This is a genomic window from Mycobacterium sp. NGS50, assembly GCF_059812545.1.
The window spans coordinates 48,452-66,420 of the sequence record NZ_JCALCW010000033.1 but is presented as its reverse complement, the minus strand read 5'-3'; the positions used below and the strand labels follow the sequence as shown (position 1 = coordinate 66,420).

The window sequence follows — 17,969 nt, the reverse complement described above, 5'->3', positions numbered from 1 at the left end:
TCTCGGCGAGGATCAGGCGGTTCCGGTTCCCTGAGGACGGATCTCGACAAGCGGGAGTCGCAGTGCGCCCGGCGCGCGTGCCGGCACCACCGGGTTGTTCGGGGCGGTCGGTTGGATGCGGCGGTAGCCGCGCCCCTGTTCGGGCCGCTGATCCTGCTCGCCCTTGTTCGGCCACATCGCCGCGGCCCGTTCGGCCTGCGCGGTGATCGTCAGCGAGGGATTGACACCCAGGTTCGCTGAAACCGCCGAACCGTCGACGACGCTGAGCGTGGGGTAGCCGTACACCCGGTGGTAGGGGTCGATCACGCCGTGCTCGGCGTCGGCGCCGATGGCGCAGCCGCCGAGGAAATGGGCGGTGAGCGGAATGTTGAACAGCTCGCCCCAGGTTCCGGCGGTGACGCCGCCGATCTTGCCGGCGATGCGGCGGGTGGCTTCGTTGCCGGCCGGGATCCAGGTCGGGTTGGGTTGGCCGTGGCCCTGGTTGCTCGACAGGTGTCGTCCGCGCAGCCCGCGCTTGGTGAACGTGGTGATGGAGTTGTCGAGGTGCTGCATCACCAGCGCGATGATGGTGCGCTCGCTCCAGTTGCGCACCGTCAGCACCCGCAGCAGCGCCACCGGGCTCTTGGCAGCCACCGCGAGGAACTTCAGCCAGCGCGGCCAGCGGCCGCCGCCGTCGGTCATCAGGGTTTGCAGCATGCCCATCAGGTTGGAACCCTTGGCATAGCGCACCGGTTCGATGTGCGTATCGCTGGTGGGGTGGAACGACGAGGTGATGGCCACCCCCCGGGTGAGGTCGAGTCCCGGGTCGACCTTGTACTTCATCGCCCCCAGGATGGACTCGGAGTTGGTCCGGGTCAGCACACCGAGGCGGGTGGACAGCCGGGGCAGTGTGCCGGTGTCCTTCATCTTGTGCAGCAGATTCTGGGTGCCCCAGGTGCCGGCGGCCAGCACCACATAGCGCGCGGTGAAGGTGCGCCGTTTCTTACGCAGCATCGCCCCGCTGCGAACCGTGTCGACGTTCCAGCTGCCGTCCGGGCCTTCCCGCAGCGCGGTGACCGTGGTCAGCGGATGCACGGTGGCACCGGCCCTTTCGGCCAGGCCGAGATAGTTCTTCACCAACGTGTTCTTGGCGCCGTACCGGCATCCGGTCATGCAACCGCCGCACTCCACGCAGCCGGTGCGCTCGGGCCCGGCACCGCCGAAGAACGGGTCGGCGACGGTCTTGCCGGGCTCGCCGAAGAACACCCCGACCGGCGTCTGGATGAACGTGTCACCCACCCCCATGTCCTCGGCGACCGACTTGACGATCTCATCGGCCGGGGTCATGTGCGGATTGCGGACCACACCGAGCATGCGCTCGCCCTGCTCGTAGTACGGCGTCAGCTCGTCTTCCCAGTCCGTGATCTGCTTCCACTGTGGGTCGTTGAAGAACGGAGCCGGGGGCTTGTACAAGGTGTTGGCGTAGTTCAGCGACCCGCCACCGACCCCGGCGCCGGCCAGGATCACGCAATCCCGCAGCAGATGGATGCGTTGAATGCCGAAGCACCCCAGTTTCGGTGCCCACACGAAGCTGCGCAGGTTCCAGCTGGTCTTCGCGAACTGGTCGTCGGTGAACCGCCGACCGGCTTCCAGCACGCCGACCCGATAGCCCTTCTCGGTCAGCCGCAACGCGGTCACGCTGCCACCGAAACCCGATCCGATCACCACGACGTCATAGTCGAATTGATTGGGCACTGCGATCCTCCTTACTCGGGGCTACTTGACGCCGGGCACATGGCGTAGGGCGCGCAGGCCGCGCGTCATGATTCGTGCGTACCGACCGGCGTCGAGCCAGGGCGGCGCACCCACCGGCAGTAGTCGTTCGGCCGCAATCGTCTGCGACTCGGTGTATTTCAGGATCCCGTGTTCGCCATGCCGCCGGCCCAGACCGGACGCCTTCATGCCGCCCATCGGCGCGTCGACCGAAGCCCAGGCGGCGGCGTAGGCCTCGTTGACATTGACGGTTCCGGCCTGCAGACGCGCGGCGACCTGGCGGCCGCGCTTGGCGTCGGATGTCCAGACACTGAAGTTCAGGCCGTAGGCGCTGGCGTTGGCCTTGGCGATCGCTTCGTCTTCGCTGTCGACGCGGTAGAGCGAGACCACCGGCCCGAACGTCTCGTCGGCGAACGCCGTCATCCCTGGGCGGACATCGGTCAAGATGGTGGGCTCGTAGAAGTAGGGGCCGATGTCTGGCCGGTCCCGACCACCGGCCAGCACCGTGGCGCCTTTGGCGACCGCATCCTCGACATGCTGGCTGACCGTGTTGAGCTGCTTCTCGGAGATCAGCGAGCCCATGTCCGCCGAATAATCCAGGGCGGCAGAAAGTTTCATCGACGTGGCAGCCTCGACGAATCGAGGCACGAAGTCGTCCCACAACGCGGACGGCACATAGATGCGCTCCACCGAGATGCACAGCTGGCCGGTGTTGGAGAACGCTGCCCGCAGCGCGCCGGTGACGGCCTTGCCGACATGGGCGTCGTCAAGGACCAGCAAGGCGTTCTTGCCGCCGAGCTCCATCGAGCAGTCGATCAGCCGCTCACCGGCCAGCGCCGCGACGCCGCGGCCGACTGCGGTCGAGCCGGTGAACATCAAAAAGTCGGACTGCTCGACGATCACCGGACCCAGCTGTGCGCCCGAACCGGTGACGACCTGCACCAGGCCCGGCGGCATCCCGGCCTCTTCCAGCAGCGTCACCGCCCACAGCGCCGAAAACGGGGTTTGGCTATCGGGTTTGGTCAGCACGGCATTACCGGCGGCCAGGGCGGGAAGCGCATCGCTGATGCCCAACGTCAAGGGGTAGTTCCACGGCGAGATGATGCCGACCAGACCCTTGGGATGATGCAGCTCGGTCACCCGGGTGAGCGCCAATTGCACACCCTGGCGGCGCTTGGGACGCAGATAGTCGGCGGCGGTGTGCGCGTAGTAGCGGGCCGTCAGGCACACGTCGATGACTTCTTCGAACGCGTGCCGGCGGGCCTTTCCGTTCTCCAGTTGGATGAGGTCCAGCACTTCGTGTTGCCGGGCCAGCACCAGATCGTGGAAGCGCAACAATACTTCGGCACGTTCGGCGACCGGCAACGCGGCCCAGCCCGGCTGCACGGCGCGGGCCCGCCGGGCCGCCGCGACGACATCGTCGGCGTCGCAGCGGGGCACCGCCCCCAGCGGCTGCCCGGTCATCGCGTTGTTCACGTCGTGGCGCGACGCCAGGTCGCGGGACCAGACCCGGGCAGCCAGTGAGTCCAGCAACAGATCTGTTCGCAGTGCGGTCACGGCGTTATCCGAAGATCGGGAAGCTGCGTCGTTTGGCCAGCCGATCCATCGCCGACTGGATGGCACCCTCGACCTGGTCGTAGATCGCGTCGACGTACTCGTCGTCGTCGGCGTAGGACGGATCGGACTCGACCTGGATGGGCGACAGGAACTCGGTGCGGATCTTGGCGGGCAGTGGTAGATGCACCGGCAGGATCTCCACGGCCAGCGGGAACGGGAACCCGGCGATGATCGGCGCCGTCGCGCCGCGTAACCGCTTGCCCAATCCGGTCCAGCGGGCGATGAACCGTCCTTCGGACAACACGAATACGGTGTCGTGCCCCCCGACGGTGGCCACCGGCACGATCGGTACTCCCGACCGAATCGCCTGGCGGACAAACCCCTTGCGCCCGGCGAGCACCGCCTTGTCCCGGTTGCGCCAATTGCGCATCGCGTCCTGCTCGCCGCCCGGCCAGACGATCACATCGTGACCGGCGGCCAGCGCATCGGTGACCCCGCTGCGGGAGGCCGGTATGACGCCCACCGCCCGGAAGTAGTCGCCGAGCACCGGCGCGGCCATCAACACGTCGTGGGCGGTCCCATGCAGAATCCGCTGGCCCTCGAACCGGCGGTACCAGGAGTGCACCAAGGTCCACGCGTCCATCGTGAGGGCACCCCCGGAATGGATGCCGATCAACAGTGAGGGCTCGGCGGGGATCCGGTCCCATCCGTCGATCTCCACCCGAAAGTAGTGATCACACAAGAAGTTCCAGATCGGATTCTGCAGGTAACGCATGAAGCCCTCGTTGGGTACCGGTAACAGCGTCGTGCTGGAAGGGATCTCGGCTATGGGCTGAGCTGCCATTTCTTCTCCTTGATGCGTGAGTCTTCGACGCGGCGCGCTGCCGCGTGGGTGGTGACCGCTGCTGTCGTCGTTATCCGGATGCGGTCAGGATGCGGTTCAGCGCGAACCGGCCGGATTCCTCATCGACCATCTCCATGGCGATGCGGCGGGCGCGGACCGCGGCGCGGTCCGCCTTGACGTTGATGTCGCGCCGCGGCATGGTGTCTTCGCTGAGCCGGCCCTGAATCGTCTCCAGTACCGCGGCGTCGCGTTCGGCCCATTCGTGGAACATGACGCGCAGAAACTCGGCTACCCGGTCGTCGGCGGTGCCGTAGTTGCGGGCCATGTGCAGGAAAACGTGTGTCGCTTCCGGGGATTCGGGCGTGAAGCCCTGAATCCGCAGCAGGTCATAGGCATGCTCGCCGCCCGGCTCGATCGCGTAATGCTGGACATGCAACGCCGGTGAGACAAACGTCCCCTCTTCACGGCGGGTGCCGGTGGTGGTGACGGGCAGGCCGGTGACCTCCGCTTCCCAGGCCGCCAGCCGGCTAGGCGGTGTGGTGCGGGAGTAGGAGACGCTGCGTTCGGAGAATTCCACCTCCTCCAGCGGCGGCAGCACCTCGATGTCCGGCGGTACGGCTTCCGGGTGCATGACGAACACATCGGTGAGGTCGAGGTAGTGCTCGTGCAGCAACAGATAGTTGGCGTTGATCCGCAGCGCCTCAACGGTTCCCGACCATCCGGCTCCGTCGGCGTACCACGGCACCCGTGGCGGCGGGCGCAGCGATGCCAGGCCGGGTTCGCCCAGCCAGATCCAGATGAACGGTGCCTGCTCGTGGATAGGGTAGGCGCGTACCCGGGCCCCGGTTGGCACGTTGTCCTGCGACGGCACCTCGGCCAGGCAGCCGTCCGGGTCGTAGCCGAAGCCGTGATAGCCGCACACAACCCGGTCGCCCTCGCGGCGGCCGGCCGACAATGGGTAGGCCCGGTGGATACAGCGGTCCTCCATCGCCACCACCGCGCCGCAGCCACGGCGGTAGAGCACCACCGGGATCCCCAGCAGGCGGCGGGCCAGCAGGCCCGGACCGACCTCATCGCTGAGCGCGGCCACATACCAGCAGTTGAAGGGGTAGTTGGTTGTCATAAGTCCAGCACCAGCCTTTCCGACCGGGAGCGCGAAACGCAGATCATGATGGTGTCGTTCCTGGCCTTCTCGGCGTCGTTGAGCACCGAGTCACGATGGTCGGGTTCGCCGTCGAGGACGTCGCATTCGCAGGTGCCGCAGACACCCTCCATGCACGAGCCGAGCACATCGAGACCGGCTTCCTCGGCAACCTGGTAGATCGACTTGTCCGCCGGCACGCTCAGCGTCGTTCCGGACCGCTGGCATTCCACTTCGAAGGAGGCCAGCGCGTCCGCTGCTGGCTCGTCAAGTGTTTTGGCGGAGAAGCGTTCGACGTGCAGACTGCCCTCGGGCCAGCTGCGGCACGCGTCCTCGACGGCGCTCAGCAGCCCTTCGGGCCCGCAGCAGTACACCAGCGTGTTCTCCCGGGCGTCGGATAGGGCCGATGCCAGGCTGCCGCGGAAGTCACCGTCGTGGGCGTCGCGGCTGCAGATCTGGACCCGGTCACCGTGGCGCGCCAACTCGTCGACGAAGGCCATCGACGACCGCGCCTTGCCCCCGTACAACAGCTGCCAGTCGGCGCCGGTCGCCTGGGCCGCGGCGATCATCGGCAGCATCGGGGTGACGCCGATCCCGCCGGCGATGAACAGATACCGCGGCGAACCCACCAGCGGAAAGTGGTTGCGGGGCCCGCGGACCCGCACCGAAGTGCCCTCGTGCAGCTTGTCGTGGACGTACTGGGATCCGCCTCGGCTCTGCGGATCCAGCAGCACACCGACCTGCCACTCGGAGCGGGTGGCGGTGTCGCCGCACAGCGAGTACTGGCGCACCAGCGAGGGTCCCATGATCAGGTCGATGTGCGCGCCCGGCGCCCACTCCGGCAGGTCGGCACCATCGGGATGGGCCAGTGTCAGGATGACGACGCCGTCGGCAGCCGCCGTTCGGCGCCGAACCTCGACGTCGACCTCGACCTCGCGGTAGGCGGCGCGGCTGCGCTCGGCAAGGGTGGTCATGACGTTCTCCGCACCGGGATCGACTTGTACTGGTTGAGGAACAGCGCCCGCACCCGGGTGGGGTCGCCGTCCAGTTGCAGGTCGGGGAAGCGTTGCAGCGTCTGCTGGATCCACAGCTTCAGCTCCAGGCGGGCCAGATTGGCGCCCAAACAGAAGTGCCGTCCCCGCCCGCCGAAGGCCTGGTGCTTGTCGGCGAGTCCGTCCCGGTTGATGTCGAAGGTGTGCGGGTTCGGGAACGCCGTCTCGTCGCGGTTGGACGCCAGGTACCAGAGCAGCAGCCGGTCGTTCTCCTTGATCGTCTTGCCGTGCAGTTCGACGTCCTGGGTCGCGGCGCGGCCCATGAAGGAGAACGCGGGGTAGCTGCGCAGCCCCTCTTCCACGGCGGCCGGAACCAGCTCCGGTCGCTCGACGAGTTGCGCCCGCAGGTCCGGGTCGCCCAGTAGATGCAGCATGGTGGCGCTGTAGGTCGCGCGGGTGGAGTCGTTGGCCGCCGACATCAGCAGAATGAAGAAGGTGCCGAGCTCGATTTCGTTGAGTCGCTCGCCGTCGACTTCGGCGTTCATCAACGCGGTGATCAGATCGTCGCGGGGCGATCCGCGGCGCTCGTCGATCTGCGCCATGACGTAGCCGATGATCTCTTGAAGCACCGCCTCGGTGTCGGACCACTCTTCCCGGATGGCGGGGTCTTCGAACGCGGTGAACACGTTCGTCCAGTGCACCAGTTTCTCGTCGTCTTCGGCCGGGGTGCCCAGCAGCGAACCGGCCACCCGCGCCGGGACCGCCCGTGCGACGTCGGCGACCAGATCGAAGTGCTCCTTGTCGGCGACCCGGTCGAACACCTGGTTGATGATCTGGGTGATGTGATCGGCGTGCTCGGCGACCCGTTGTGGGGTGAACGCCTTGATGGCGAGCGCCTTGAGCCGGTCGTGGCGCGGCGGATCGATCGAAATCATCTGCGACTGCTGCACGGCCAGCGGCACCCCGATGTCGTCGAGCAGGAAGATGCCGCGCCGTTCGGAGGAGAACGTTTTGTGGTCACGGCTGATGGCGCGCACGTCGTCGTAGCGGGTGATCGACCAGAAGCCGCCTTCGTCGGGGGCGTTGCGCTGCGGGCTGAAGTGCGCCGGGGCCTCGCGCTGCATCCGGGCGAACAGTTCCCACGGCGGGCCGTCATCCCACACCGCGGGGTCGGCCAGATCGACGTTGTCGAGGTTGGTGAGGTCGGTCATGATCGGCTCCTTAGTCAATCGCCGGGTTCTGGCCGTACAGCGCACGGGATCGCCGCCAGTTGCCGGCGGCGTGAACGGCCTCGATGGTCAACGGGATCAGCACCGGGGAAAGGACCAAGGCCAGGATTCCGATGATGGCGAACATGGTTTCTCGTTTCTGTGCGAATGCCGGGTGGACTGTGGAATTGGTGGAACGCCGGGACGATTGGGTGCCGCGTTCAGGTGAAACGCTACGGAGAGCGAGCAGGCGAAACGACGTTGTCAACCGACGAACTATCGGAGGGTCCTCGTTCCCCGACGACAACGCTCCCGGCGAATCGGGCCACGTCGACAGCTGCGGCGGACTACGGTTTGGGCATGACCGACGCCCGGGGGGACGAGGCCGCAGCCGAGGCCGCGGCCACCGTGGTCCGGCGCCTGCACGATCACCTGGGTGAGATCACCCAGGTGATCCAGCAGCTGGTGGTCGACGAAATCTCCGAACTGGACGGCGATGCCCAGCTGGTTCAGCTGCTCAGCGACACCGTGTCGTCGAACGTCGAAACGTTCTTCTCGGCGATTCTGCACAACATCCCGGTGCAGCGGGTCGAGCCGCCGACGCCCGCGCTGGAGTACGCCCGGCGTCTGGCGCAGCGTGAGGTCTCGGTGAACGCGTTGGTTCGTGCCTATCGGCTGGGGCACCGGGCGGCTCTGCGGGCCGTGGTCGACGAGATTCGTGCTGAGCAGCTGGACCCGCAGCTGAGCCTGGCCGTCTATGACCTCATGGAGGGGATCTCGTTCGACTACATCGACCAGATCTCGCAGCAGGTCGTCGCCACCTACCAGGACGAGCGCGACCGGTGGTCGGCGAGTCGAAACAACCTGCGCGCCTTGCAGGTTCAGGAACTGCTCGACGGCACAGACGTCGACGTCGACGCAATGACGACCGCGCTTCGCTACCCGCTGAGCCGCATCCACCTGGCTGTCGTGGTGTGGTGCCGCGAATCCTATGAGGGTAACGAGCCGGCGTCGATGGAACGCTTTGTGTACAAACTCGGCGAAACGCTGGGTGCTCGCGACAGTCCGCTGTTCATCGCGGTGGACCGGGTGACCGGCTGGGGGTGGATACCGCTGTCGTCGAGCATCGTGCCCAAGGCGATGCCCCGGCTTCGGGCCTTCGTCGAGAAGGTCACCGATGGCCCGTGGGTCGCGGTCGGCAACGCGTCGCCGGGCGTTGACGGGTTCCGCCGATCACATCAGCAGGCGCAGGATGCCCGTACCGTGGCGACCGCGCCGGGTACTACCCCGCGCCGGGTGACCGCTGCCAGCGACACCGGCCTGGCAGCGGCGGCACTGGTCGGGCACAACGTCGGAGCGGCGGCGGCGTTGGTCGGCGAGGTTCTCGGTCCGCTGGCGTCGGAATCCGATGGTGACGACCGGCTGCGCGAAACACTGCGGGTATTCCTGCGGACGGGCTCGAGCTACACGGCCGCCGCCGAGGAACTGCACCTGCACTACAACTCGGTGAAATACCGGGTGCAGCGTGCGGTGGAACGCCGCGGCCGGCCCATCGCCGACGACCGCCTCGACGTCGAAATCGCGTTGCTGCTGTGCGAATGGTTCGGCTCCGCGGTGCTGCAGTCCTGATCGCCGCCGAGGCGGAATTCCCCGACGCTGTTGCCGCGTGTCGCGTCGTGAGATTCCGGCTCGGCAGCCTGTGCATGGGCGTCGGCGCTGATCGGCGAGGCCCGGCACCCTTTTGAGGGTGGACGAATTGGATTGGCCGTTCCTGGGCACCGAGGTGTTGGCCGCAAGGGCGATTCCCGAGCGTGCGATGCGGATGCTGTACGAACCGGTCTATCCCGCCGTCTTCGCCCCCGGGGGCATCGAGCTGAATGCACGGCAGCGAGCCGTCGCGGCGTGGCTGTGGTCGCGGCGCCGCGGCGTGGTCGCGGGCAACTCCGCCGCGGCGTTGCTGGGCGCGAAGTGGGTGAGCGCGGCATTGCCCGCCGATCTGGTGCACGACAATCACAAGACGCCGCCGAAGCTGCTCGCCTACGACGACACCCTTCTGCCGGGCGAAGTGACGACGGTCGACGGGATGGCGGTCACCGCCGCGGCGCGCACCGCGTTCGACATCGGGCGGCGAACCCAGTCCCGATTGGCCCGCCTGCAGCGGCTCGACGCGTTGGCCAGCGCCACCGGCGTCGGGATCACCGCAATCGAGGCTGTCATCGCCGCCCATCGTGGGGCGCGGGGGCTCAATCGGTTGCGTCAGGTGCTGCCGCTCGTCGACGGCGGCGCCGAGTCCCCGCAGGAGACCCGCACCCGGATAGCGCTGATCGATGCCGGGCTGCCCAAGCCGGAGACCCAGATCGTGGTTCGCGATCCATTCGGTGAATTCGTGGCCCGGGTAGACCTGGGCTACCGGGAACTAAAGGTCGGGATTGAATACGACGGCCCGCAGCACTGGACTGACCCCAAGCAGCGGCAACGCGACATCGACCGGCAGGTGGCGCTGGCCGCCCTGGGCTGGGCGATCATCCGGGTAAGCGCCGAGCTGCTGCGCTACCGGGAGGCCACTCTTATCGGTCGGGTGGAGGACGCGATGTACGCGGCCGGCTGGCCCGGCCGGGCCGCGAGGCGGAATCCCGCGACGCGCTGTCAGCGTGTCGCGTCGTGAGATTCCGGCTCGGCGTTAGGTGATGAGGGACGAAGCCGCCTGCAGGTGCTCGACCGCGTCGGCGACGATCCGGTCGATCAACTCCGCGCACGACGGCAGGTCCTCGACGATGCCGGCCACCTGCCCGGAGGCCAGCACGCCGGCCTCGGTGTTGCCTTCCACCAGGCCGGCCTTCAACAGCATCGGGGTGTTGGCCGCCATCAGCACCTGCGACCAGGTCAGCTCTTTGCCGTGCCGCATCGCCAGACCGTCGCGGACCATCGCCGGCCAGCTCATCTGCGACATCTTCTTGAACTTCGCGGCGTTGCGAATCGCGGCGATGAAACCGCGTGCCCGCGAACCGCTTTCCAGCTTCTCGACCAGCTCGGTGCGCAACACCCGGTGCGGCATGCCGTCGACGCGGGTGGACACCACGGTGCCGTCCATGGCCGAGGCCAGGTAGCGCTGCTTGACCGCATCGGGCACGGTGGAATCCGAGGTGAGCAGGAAGCGCGTGCCCATCGCCACCCCGGCCGCGCCGTAGGACAGCGCCGCCGCCAGGCCGCGCCCGTCGAAGAACCCGCCCGCCGCGATCACCGGCATGCCGGTGTCGGCGACCGCGTCCAGCACCGAGGGCAGCAACAAGGTGGTGGCCACCGGTCCGGTGTGCCCGCCGCCCTCGCCGCCCTGCACGATCACCGCGTCGGCCCCCCAGGACGCCACCTTCTTGGCGTGCTTGGCCAGGCCGACCGACGGAATCACCACGGAGCCGGCCTCTTTGAGCTTCGCAATCAGTTCCTGCTTGGGCGCCAACGCGAAGGACGCCACCTTCACACCCTCGCGGATCATCAGGTCCACCCGGTCGCCGGCGTCGGCCGCATCGGCGCGGATATTGACACCGAAGGGCTTGTCGGTGGCGGAGCGGACCTTGCCGATCGCGGTCGCCAGCTCATCAAGGGTCATGGTCGCCGAGGCCAGGATGCCCAGACCCCCGGCGTTGGAGGTCGCCGACACCAGGCGGGCTCCGGCCACCCAGCCCATCCCGGTCTGCACGACGGGGTGCTCGATGCCGACCAGCTCGGTCAGCGCGGTCTTCAGCCGGGTCACGCCCGTACTTCCTTGTCCCGCAGCGACTTCGGGTCGATAACCTCGCGGATCAACCGTAGTTCCTCGACGGTCGGTTCCCGGGTCACCGCGGCATCGGCCAAGCCGTGCACCTCGAACGAGGTGTTCTCCGAGACTTCGGAGGCGGTGACGCCGGGATGCAGCGAGACCGCACGCATCTGATGCGAGGGGCCGGCGAAATCGAACACGCCGAGGTTGGTCACCACCCCGCCCAGGTTGAAGAACCGGAACGCCGGGTTGGCCGGGTCGACCTTGTCGTAGCCGATGCCCGAGACGATGTCGACGGCCTCGCAGAACACCCGCGACGAGTGAGCCCCCACCCAGTAGCTGGTGGTGTGGTTGATGGTGTTGCCGGGTGCGCCGCGCACCCCGAACATCTGCCGGGTGGGCTGCTGCAGCGGGCCGAACGCCGACAGGTTCTGGTTGCCGTAGCGGTCGATCTGGTTGGCGCCCATGATCACATGGCGCCGGCCCCAGGCCAGGGTTTCGAAGACCCGGTTGAACGGCATCCACCCTTCCAGCGCCCCGACCTTGCCGATCGCCGGCGTGTCGGCCAGGATGCGGGCCTCCCCGTCGGTGAGCACCAGGTCGGGGGAGAAGGTCAGGCGGGCCAGCCGGGCGCCGACCGAGGGCACCGTGGCCATCGGGCTGGCCATGATCTCGCCGGCGTCGCGGAACAGCTCGGCGCAGGCGACGGCGCAGATCTCGGCGCGAGTGGGTGAGTCGGTCATGCTTGTGCCTCCGCTCCGAATGCCTTAACCGCCGCCTGGTAGTCGTCTTCGCTACCGGACAGATAGGTGGCCTTGAACTCCGCCCAGGTCTCGTCGGACTTGGCGGCTTCGGCGTAGTGCCGCTGGAACTTCTCGTCGCGGCCGTAATCGGCTGCGCCGATGGTGAAGTGGGCGCCGTTCGGGGCTTCCACCACCTTGTCCACCATCATCCGGTTGATCACCTGGGTCTGCGGCGACGTGCCGGCGATCAGCTCCTCGGTGGGCACGATCTTCTCCACCGACAGGAAGCGGCGCTGTGCCGACATCAAGAACAGGTCGTCGAAGTACGGGTCGATCCCGGTGTAGGCGGCGTTGCCGCGGGCGTCGCCGATGTTCATGTGCACGAACGCGGCGTCCAGGTTCAGCGCCGGCATCGCGACCAGGGTCTCGTGGCCACCCCCGTCTGCAGCCGAGACCGGATACGGGGAGGTGACGGTCTTGAGTTCACCCTCCCAGAAGTCGATCACCGAGCTGCCCAGCCCGGCACGGATCGGCAGGAACGGCAGCCGCTGGGCGGCGGCCTGCAGCCCGCAGCGCAGCATGCCCTCGTCCATCTCGCGGGCCTCGATGGCGCCGGCGGTGCGGGCCTTGGCGAACCACGGGTCGTAGAACGGCGCGGAGTCCAGCGAGACGAAGCCGTAGTAGGCCCGGCGCACCTTGCCCGCCGAGCACAGCAGGCCCAGGTCGGGTCCGCCGTAGGTGACCACGGTCAGGTCCTTGACGTCGGTGCGCAGGATGGCGCGGACGAACGCCATCGGCTTGCGCCGGGACCCCCAGCCGCCGATCCCGATCGTCATCCCGTCGCGCAGCTCGGCGACGGCGTCGTCGAGAGTCGTTACCTTGCTGGTCACTTCTTCCCCTTCTCGGTTCCGGCGAACTCGTCGCGGTGCTCGTCGGCGACACCGGAGAGGTTGAGCTCGAAGGTGAAGCCCTGCTCCATCCGGTAGCTGGAGTGCACCTTCTGCACATCGATCAAGTTCAGGGCTTCTTTCGCGGCCCGGATCACCCGGGTGTCCTTGGACGCGATGTCGCGGGCCACCCGCAGCGCGGCCTCGTCGAGCTCGGCGCGCGGCACCACCTCGTGCACCGACCCGTAGTTGGCCAGGGTGGCGGCATCCACGGTGGCGGCGGTGTAGAACAGCCGCCGCATCATGTGTTGCGGCACCAGCCGGGACAGGTGGGTGGCCGCACCCAGGGCGCCGCGCTCCACCTCGGGCAGGCCGAACTTGGCGTCCTCGGAGGCCACGATCACGTCGGCGTTGCCGACCAGGCCGATGCCGCCGCCCACGCAGAAGCCGTTGACGGCCGCGATCACCGGCACCGCGCACTCGTAGACCGCCTTGAACGCCGCGAAGCAGCCGCGGTTGGCGTCGATCAGGGCGGTGAAGCCCTCGGTGGCCTGCATCTCCTTGATGTCCACGCCGGCGTTGAAGCCGCGGCCCTCGGCGCGCAGGATCACCGCGTGGGTGGACATGTCGTTGCCGGCGGCGGTGATGACCTCGCCGAGCTCGAACCAGGCCCGCGACGGGAGGGCGTTGACCGGGGGATAGTCGACGGTGACCGCGACGATCCCCGGTTCGACGGTTTCTTTAGAGATGGGCATCTGAAAACCCTGCACTTCCCTGTACGTGTGGTGGGTTACCTGAGCAAGCACTTGCTTGGTACGCTAGCACAATGTCTGACCCCATCAACCTCGGATTGACCGGCAAAGTCGTCCTGGTGACCGGCGGCGTCCGCGGCGTCGGTGCCGGTGTCAGCGCCGTCTTCGCCGAGCAGGGCGCGACGGTCGTCACCTGCGCCCGGCGTCCGGTGGACGGCCTGCCGTATGAGTTCCATTCCTGCGATGTGCGCGACGATGACGCGGTCAAGGCCATGATCGAGGCCATCGCGGCCCGCCATGGCCGAATCGATGCGGTGGTCAACAACGCCGGTGGGTCCCCATTCGCACTGGCCGCCGACGCGTCGGCCAACTTCACTCGCAAGATCATCGACCTGAACCTGCTCAGCGCCCTGTGGGTGTCCACGCACGCCAACGCCGTCATGCAAACCCAGGACTCCGGCGGCACGATCGTCAACATCACCAGCGTCAGCGGCCGGCGGCCGTCGCCGGGCACCGCGGCCTACGGCGCGGCCAAGGCCGGGATGGACAGCCTGACCGCATCGCTGGCCGTCGAATGGGCGCCCAAGGTGCGGGTGAACTCGATCGTGGTGGGCATGGTCGAGACCGAGCAGTCCGAACTGTTCTACGGTGACGCCGAATCGGTGGCCGCCGTCGGCGCCACCGTGCCGCTGGGCCGGCTCGCCAAGCCTTCCGACATCGGTTGGGCAGCAGCATTTTTGAGTTCCGATCTGGCATCCTATGCCAGCGGCGGCAGCCTGACCCTGCATGGCGGCGGCGAGAACCCCGCCTACCTCGACGCATCCAGCGCGAACAAATAAGGAGACAAAAAACATGGGACTTCTTGACGGCCGCGTGGTCATCGTCACCGGAGCCGGGGGCGGAATCGGGCGGGCGCATGCGCTGGCCTTCGCCGACGAAGGCGCCCGGGTCGTGGTCAACGACATCGGTGTCGGGCTGGACGGATCACCGGCCGGTGGCGGCAGCGCCGCGCAGAACGTGGTCGACGAGATCGTCGACGCCGGTGGGGAAGCCGTCGCCAACGGCTCGAACGTCGCCGACTGGGGCCAGGCCGAGGCGCTGATCAAGCAGGCTGTCGACACCTACGGCACGCTCGACGTGCTGGTGAACAACGCCGGCATCGTGCGCGACCGGATGTTCGCCAACGCCACCGAAGAGGAATTCGACGCCGTCACCGCGGTGCACCTCAAGGGCCACTTCGCCACCATGAAGCACGCTGCCGCGTACTGGCGGGCCAAGTCGAAGGCCGGCGAAACCGTTGACGCCCGCATCATCAACACCAGCTCCGGCGCCGGCCTGCAGGGCAGCGTCGGGCAGGCCACCTACAGCGCCTCCAAGGCCGGCATCGCCGCGCTGACCCTGGTCGCCGCCGCCGAGATGGGCCGCTACGGCGTCACCGTCAACGCGATCGCCCCGTCGGCGCGCACCCGGATGACCGAGACCGTCTTCGCCGACATGATGGCCACCCAGGGCGAGGCCTTCGACGCGATGGCGCCAGAGAATGTGTCGCCGCTGGTGGTGTGGCTGGGCAGTGTGGAGTCCCGCGACGTGACCGGCAAGGTCTTCGAGGTCGAGGGCGGCAAGATCCGCGTCGCCGAGGGCTGGGCGCACGGCCCGCAGCTCGACAAGGGCGCCCGCTGGGACCCGGCCGAACTGGGCCCGGTCGTCGCCGACCTGCTGGCCCAGTCCCGGCCGCCGGTTCCGGTGTACGGGGCGTAGGGGACGGATCAGTTCAGGAGAATGCGCTGACGCCGGTCAGCGCGCGGCCGATGAGCAGGCGCTGAATCTGACTGGTGCCTTCGTACAGGGTGGTCACCCGGGCGTCCCGCAGGTATTTGCCGACGGGGTACTCGTCGATGTAGCCGTATCCGCCAAAGACCTGGATGGCGCTGTTGGCGGCTTTGACGGCGGCTTCGCTGGCGAACAGTTTGGCCATCGACGCCTCGGTGGCGAACGGTTCCCCGGCGTCGATCAACTCCGCGCATCGCCACACCAACAACCGTGCCGCGTCGGTGTCGACGGCCATGTCGGCCAACAGCTCTTGGATCAGTTGGAAACCCGCAATGGGCCGGCCGAACTGTTCGCGGTCGGCGGCGTGGCTGAGGCTGGCCTCCAGGCAGGCGCGCGCCAAGCCTACGCATCCGGCGGCCACCGACACACGCCCTTTGTTCAACGCGGTCATCGCGATCTTGAAACCCGCGCCCTCGTCCGCAATCCTCAGGGTGTCGGGTACCCGGACCTCATCGAGAAACAGCTCTGCGGTGGCCTGGCCGCGCAGTCCGAGCTTGCCGTGGATCTCGCGGCTGGTGAAACCGGGCAAGCCGGTGGGGACGAGGAAGGCGGTGATGCCTTTCGGTCCGGGCCCGCCGGTGCGGGCAAACACCAGGGCGACATCGGCCCAGGTGCCGTTGGTGATGAACACCTTTGAACCGGTGAGGATCCAATCGTCACCGTCGCGGACCGCCGCGGTGCGCAGCGAGGCGGCGTCGGATCCGCTGCCCGGTTCGGTCAGGGCGAAGCAGGCAAGCTTGGTCCCAGAGCACAAGTCGCGCAGATAGGTTGCCTTGATGTCCTCAGAGCCGTGCGTTGCAAGGGCGTTGGCGACCAGCCCCAGTGAGACCGACACGATGCCGCGAATCGCGGTGTCGCCGCGGCCAAGTTCTTCCATCATCAGGCAGTAGCTCAAGGTGTCCCCGCCGGAACCGCCGTAGGCCTCGTCGATACCCATGCCCAGGAACCCGACCTCGCCGAGCTTGCCGACGATGCCGCGATCCATGCGTTCGGTTCGGTCCCACTCGGTGGCATGGGGGACAACCTCACGGTCAACCCAGGATCGGGCCAGTTCCCGCAGGTCCGTCTGCTGGTCCGTCAACGTCACTTCGTGGACTCCCTCTCGGTTTGTGTCCGCGCGATCAGATCGGAGAGTTGGGCGCCGAACAGGGCCACGGCGTCGTCGGCGTCGGCGAGGAACCCCACCTGCAGGTGAAAGTCGTGCCACCGCTTGGTGAATCGGCGGTGGATCAGCAGCCCCCCGCACCGCTGGCGGGCCAGCGCGCGTTCGAGCTTGTCCGCGTCGGCGGCCAGTGGATCATCGCCGGCCGAATGCATGACGATCGGCGGCAGGGATACGAGATTCCCATAGACGGGGGAGATACCGGGTTCGCGGGCGTCGTGCGTCCCCACATACAACGTGCACCATTCCGTGATCAGCGACGGGATGATCAGCGGGTCCCTCGCGGGTGGCCGTGTCGCGGCTTGGTCTAGCGCCAGGTCCAGCCACGGACAGATCAACCCGAGCGCGGCCGGCGCCGGCAGCGACATGTCCCGAATGCGCTGGGCCAGGGCGAGGGTCAGGCCGCCGCCGGCGGAGTCGCCGGCCACCGCGATCGTCGCACCCTGGTCCAGCAGCGCGCGATAGACGTCCAGTGCGTCGTCCAATGCGGCCGGGAACGGATGCTCGGGTGCCCGGCGGTAGTCCGCGACCACAACCCGCATGCCTGTCGAGACCGCAAGTGCGCCCGCCAGGCCCCGGTAGCCGCGTGCGCTGCCCGAGGCGTAGCCGCCGCCGTGTAGGAACAGGATTACCCCATCTGACCGTGGGGAGCGCGGCACTATTCGCTCGACGGGCACCGCCCCGAGCGAATCGGTCTCGGAACCCACCCCAACCGGCAACTTCGAGGCGCCCGCAATGAAGTCAACCGCCCGCCGCTTGGTAGCCATCGACAACCGCTGCGATGTGAACACCGGGCGCAGGGCCCGGAGCCCGAGCCGAATGACCTTCGCCGGTGCTCTCACGGACCTCACTCCTCCGAAGTAGACGACAATAAGTAAGTACTTGCTACGATAGATTATCCGGGTCATGTATGGCAACGGGTCGGGCGATGAGTGATGAGCGCCGAGGCGCGCGGCGACCGTCATGCGGTCGAGGTGCTGATCCTGTTGCGCCCCGTGCGGTTCCCGCCGTGGGTTCGCCGTTCGGGTCCGATGCGGCTGACACGTGGCGGCGGCACCCGCGCTGACGCGATTACAGCATCGAAGTAAGCACTTGCTCTCAATCGGCGACTCGGCTACCTTTGCAAGCTAGGTCACAACTCAGAAGCAGCGACCGGCCAGGTCACATATTTCATCCCAACGACCCACCACGAACTGGGCCACGGCTAGGGGAAGTGACGCCAGCACAGGGAGGTATTGCATGCAACGTGCACCGCTGGGGGGTGCCGCGTTCCCTCTCACCATCCCCGTCACGGTCTTCGGTATCAGCGTTTGTCGCGACTCGCCGGCAACGCGGGCACCTGTG

General features: G+C 67.7%; 17 protein-coding genes. 4 read left to right on the top strand and 13 right to left on the bottom strand.

The window, feature by feature from the left end:
- Positions 1-12 precede the first annotated feature (12 nt).
- The 7 genes from AC5Y36_RS20680 to AC5Y36_RS20650 form a co-directional block, all read right to left on the bottom strand.
- Positions 13-1,734, bottom strand: a complete 1,722-nt coding sequence (locus AC5Y36_RS20680; RefSeq protein WP_500042830.1) for a GMC oxidoreductase — start codon at positions 1,732-1,734, stop codon at positions 13-15.
- 21 nt (positions 1,735-1,755) lie between these two features.
- Positions 1,756-3,309: a succinic semialdehyde dehydrogenase gene (locus AC5Y36_RS20675; RefSeq protein WP_500042829.1), complete on the bottom strand. Its 1,554-nt coding sequence runs from the start codon at positions 3,307-3,309 to the stop codon at positions 1,756-1,758.
- Positions 3,310-3,313: 4 nt separating this feature from the next.
- The gene (locus AC5Y36_RS20670; protein WP_500042828.1) at positions 3,314-4,153 is read right to left on the bottom strand and encodes a lysophospholipid acyltransferase family protein; all 840 of its coding nucleotides are present in this window, start codon (positions 4,151-4,153) and stop codon (positions 3,314-3,316) included.
- Between the two features lie 70 nt (positions 4,154-4,223).
- A complete protein-coding gene (locus tag AC5Y36_RS20665; RefSeq protein ID WP_500042827.1) occupies positions 4,224-5,276 on the bottom strand; it encodes a Rieske 2Fe-2S domain-containing protein in 1,053 nt (350 codons plus the stop codon).
- Positions 5,273-6,268, bottom strand: a complete 996-nt coding sequence (locus tag AC5Y36_RS20660; protein WP_500042826.1) for a PDR/VanB family oxidoreductase — start codon at positions 6,266-6,268, stop codon at positions 5,273-5,275. The genes AC5Y36_RS20665 and AC5Y36_RS20660 overlap by 4 nt, the downstream gene beginning before the upstream one ends.
- A complete protein-coding gene (locus AC5Y36_RS20655) occupies positions 6,265-7,497 on the bottom strand; it encodes a cytochrome P450 (protein WP_500042825.1) in 1,233 nt (410 codons plus the stop codon). The genes AC5Y36_RS20660 and AC5Y36_RS20655 overlap by 4 nt, the downstream gene beginning before the upstream one ends.
- A gap of 10 nt (positions 7,498-7,507) precedes the next feature.
- On the bottom strand, positions 7,508-7,642 hold the full coding sequence (locus AC5Y36_RS20650; RefSeq protein WP_500042824.1) for a hypothetical protein: 135 nt from the start codon (positions 7,640-7,642) through the stop codon (positions 7,508-7,510).
- 212 nt (positions 7,643-7,854) lie between these two features.
- Here AC5Y36_RS20650 and AC5Y36_RS20645 point away from each other — a divergent pair, with 212 nt between their 5' ends.
- Both AC5Y36_RS20645 and AC5Y36_RS20640 read left to right on the top strand, forming a co-directional pair.
- Positions 7,855-9,123: a PucR family transcriptional regulator gene (locus AC5Y36_RS20645; protein ID WP_500042823.1), complete on the top strand. Its 1,269-nt coding sequence runs from the start codon at positions 7,855-7,857 to the stop codon at positions 9,121-9,123.
- Between the two features lie 118 nt (positions 9,124-9,241).
- On the top strand, positions 9,242-10,159 hold the full coding sequence (locus AC5Y36_RS20640; RefSeq protein WP_500042822.1) for an endonuclease domain-containing protein: 918 nt from the start codon (positions 9,242-9,244) through the stop codon (positions 10,157-10,159).
- 15 nt (positions 10,160-10,174) lie between these two features.
- Here AC5Y36_RS20640 and ipdC read toward each other — a convergent pair whose 3' ends face one another.
- Genes ipdC through echA20 form a run of 4 tightly spaced genes read right to left on the bottom strand, consistent with a single transcriptional unit; the run spans position 10,175 to position 13,636 of the window.
- A complete protein-coding gene (ipdC, locus tag AC5Y36_RS20635) occupies positions 10,175-11,245 on the bottom strand; it encodes a (3aS,4S,5R,7aS)-5-hydroxy-7a-methyl-1-oxo-octahydro-1H-indene-4-carboxyl-CoA dehydrogenase (protein ID WP_500042821.1) in 1,071 nt (356 codons plus the stop codon).
- Complete coding sequence (ipdB, locus tag AC5Y36_RS20630) at positions 11,242-11,994, bottom strand: cholesterol ring-cleaving hydrolase subunit IpdB (RefSeq protein ID WP_500042820.1); 753 nt, start codon at positions 11,992-11,994, stop codon at positions 11,242-11,244. Before ipdB ends, ipdC begins: the two co-directional genes overlap by 4 nt.
- On the bottom strand, positions 11,991-12,884 hold the full coding sequence (gene ipdA, locus AC5Y36_RS20625; protein WP_500042819.1) for a cholesterol ring-cleaving hydrolase subunit IpdA: 894 nt from the start codon (positions 12,882-12,884) through the stop codon (positions 11,991-11,993). The genes ipdB and ipdA overlap by 4 nt, the downstream gene beginning before the upstream one ends.
- On the bottom strand, positions 12,881-13,636 hold the full coding sequence (echA20, locus tag AC5Y36_RS20620) for a (7aS)-7a-methyl-1,5-dioxo-2,3,5,6,7,7a-hexahydro-1H-indene-carboxyl-CoA hydrolase (protein WP_500042818.1): 756 nt from the start codon (positions 13,634-13,636) through the stop codon (positions 12,881-12,883). Before echA20 ends, ipdA begins: the two co-directional genes overlap by 4 nt.
- A gap of 71 nt (positions 13,637-13,707) precedes the next feature.
- Between echA20 and AC5Y36_RS20615 the strand changes: the two genes are divergently transcribed.
- Both AC5Y36_RS20615 and AC5Y36_RS20610 read left to right on the top strand, forming a co-directional pair.
- Positions 13,708-14,472 (top strand): SDR family oxidoreductase, encoded by a 765-nt coding sequence (locus tag AC5Y36_RS20615; protein WP_500042817.1) that lies wholly within the window; start codon positions 13,708-13,710, stop codon positions 14,470-14,472.
- Between the two features lie 13 nt (positions 14,473-14,485).
- A complete protein-coding gene (locus AC5Y36_RS20610; RefSeq protein WP_500042816.1) occupies positions 14,486-15,391 on the top strand; it encodes an SDR family oxidoreductase in 906 nt (301 codons plus the stop codon).
- A gap of 13 nt (positions 15,392-15,404) precedes the next feature.
- Here the strand turns inward: AC5Y36_RS20610 and AC5Y36_RS20605 are convergent, their stop codons facing one another.
- On the bottom strand, positions 15,405-16,550 hold the full coding sequence (locus AC5Y36_RS20605; RefSeq protein WP_500042815.1) for an acyl-CoA dehydrogenase family protein: 1,146 nt from the start codon (positions 16,548-16,550) through the stop codon (positions 15,405-15,407).
- The gene (locus AC5Y36_RS20600; RefSeq protein ID WP_500042814.1) at positions 16,547-17,467 is read right to left on the bottom strand and encodes an alpha/beta hydrolase; all 921 of its coding nucleotides are present in this window, start codon (positions 17,465-17,467) and stop codon (positions 16,547-16,549) included. Before AC5Y36_RS20600 ends, AC5Y36_RS20605 begins: the two co-directional genes overlap by 4 nt.
- Between the last annotated feature and the right edge of the window lie 502 nt (positions 17,468-17,969).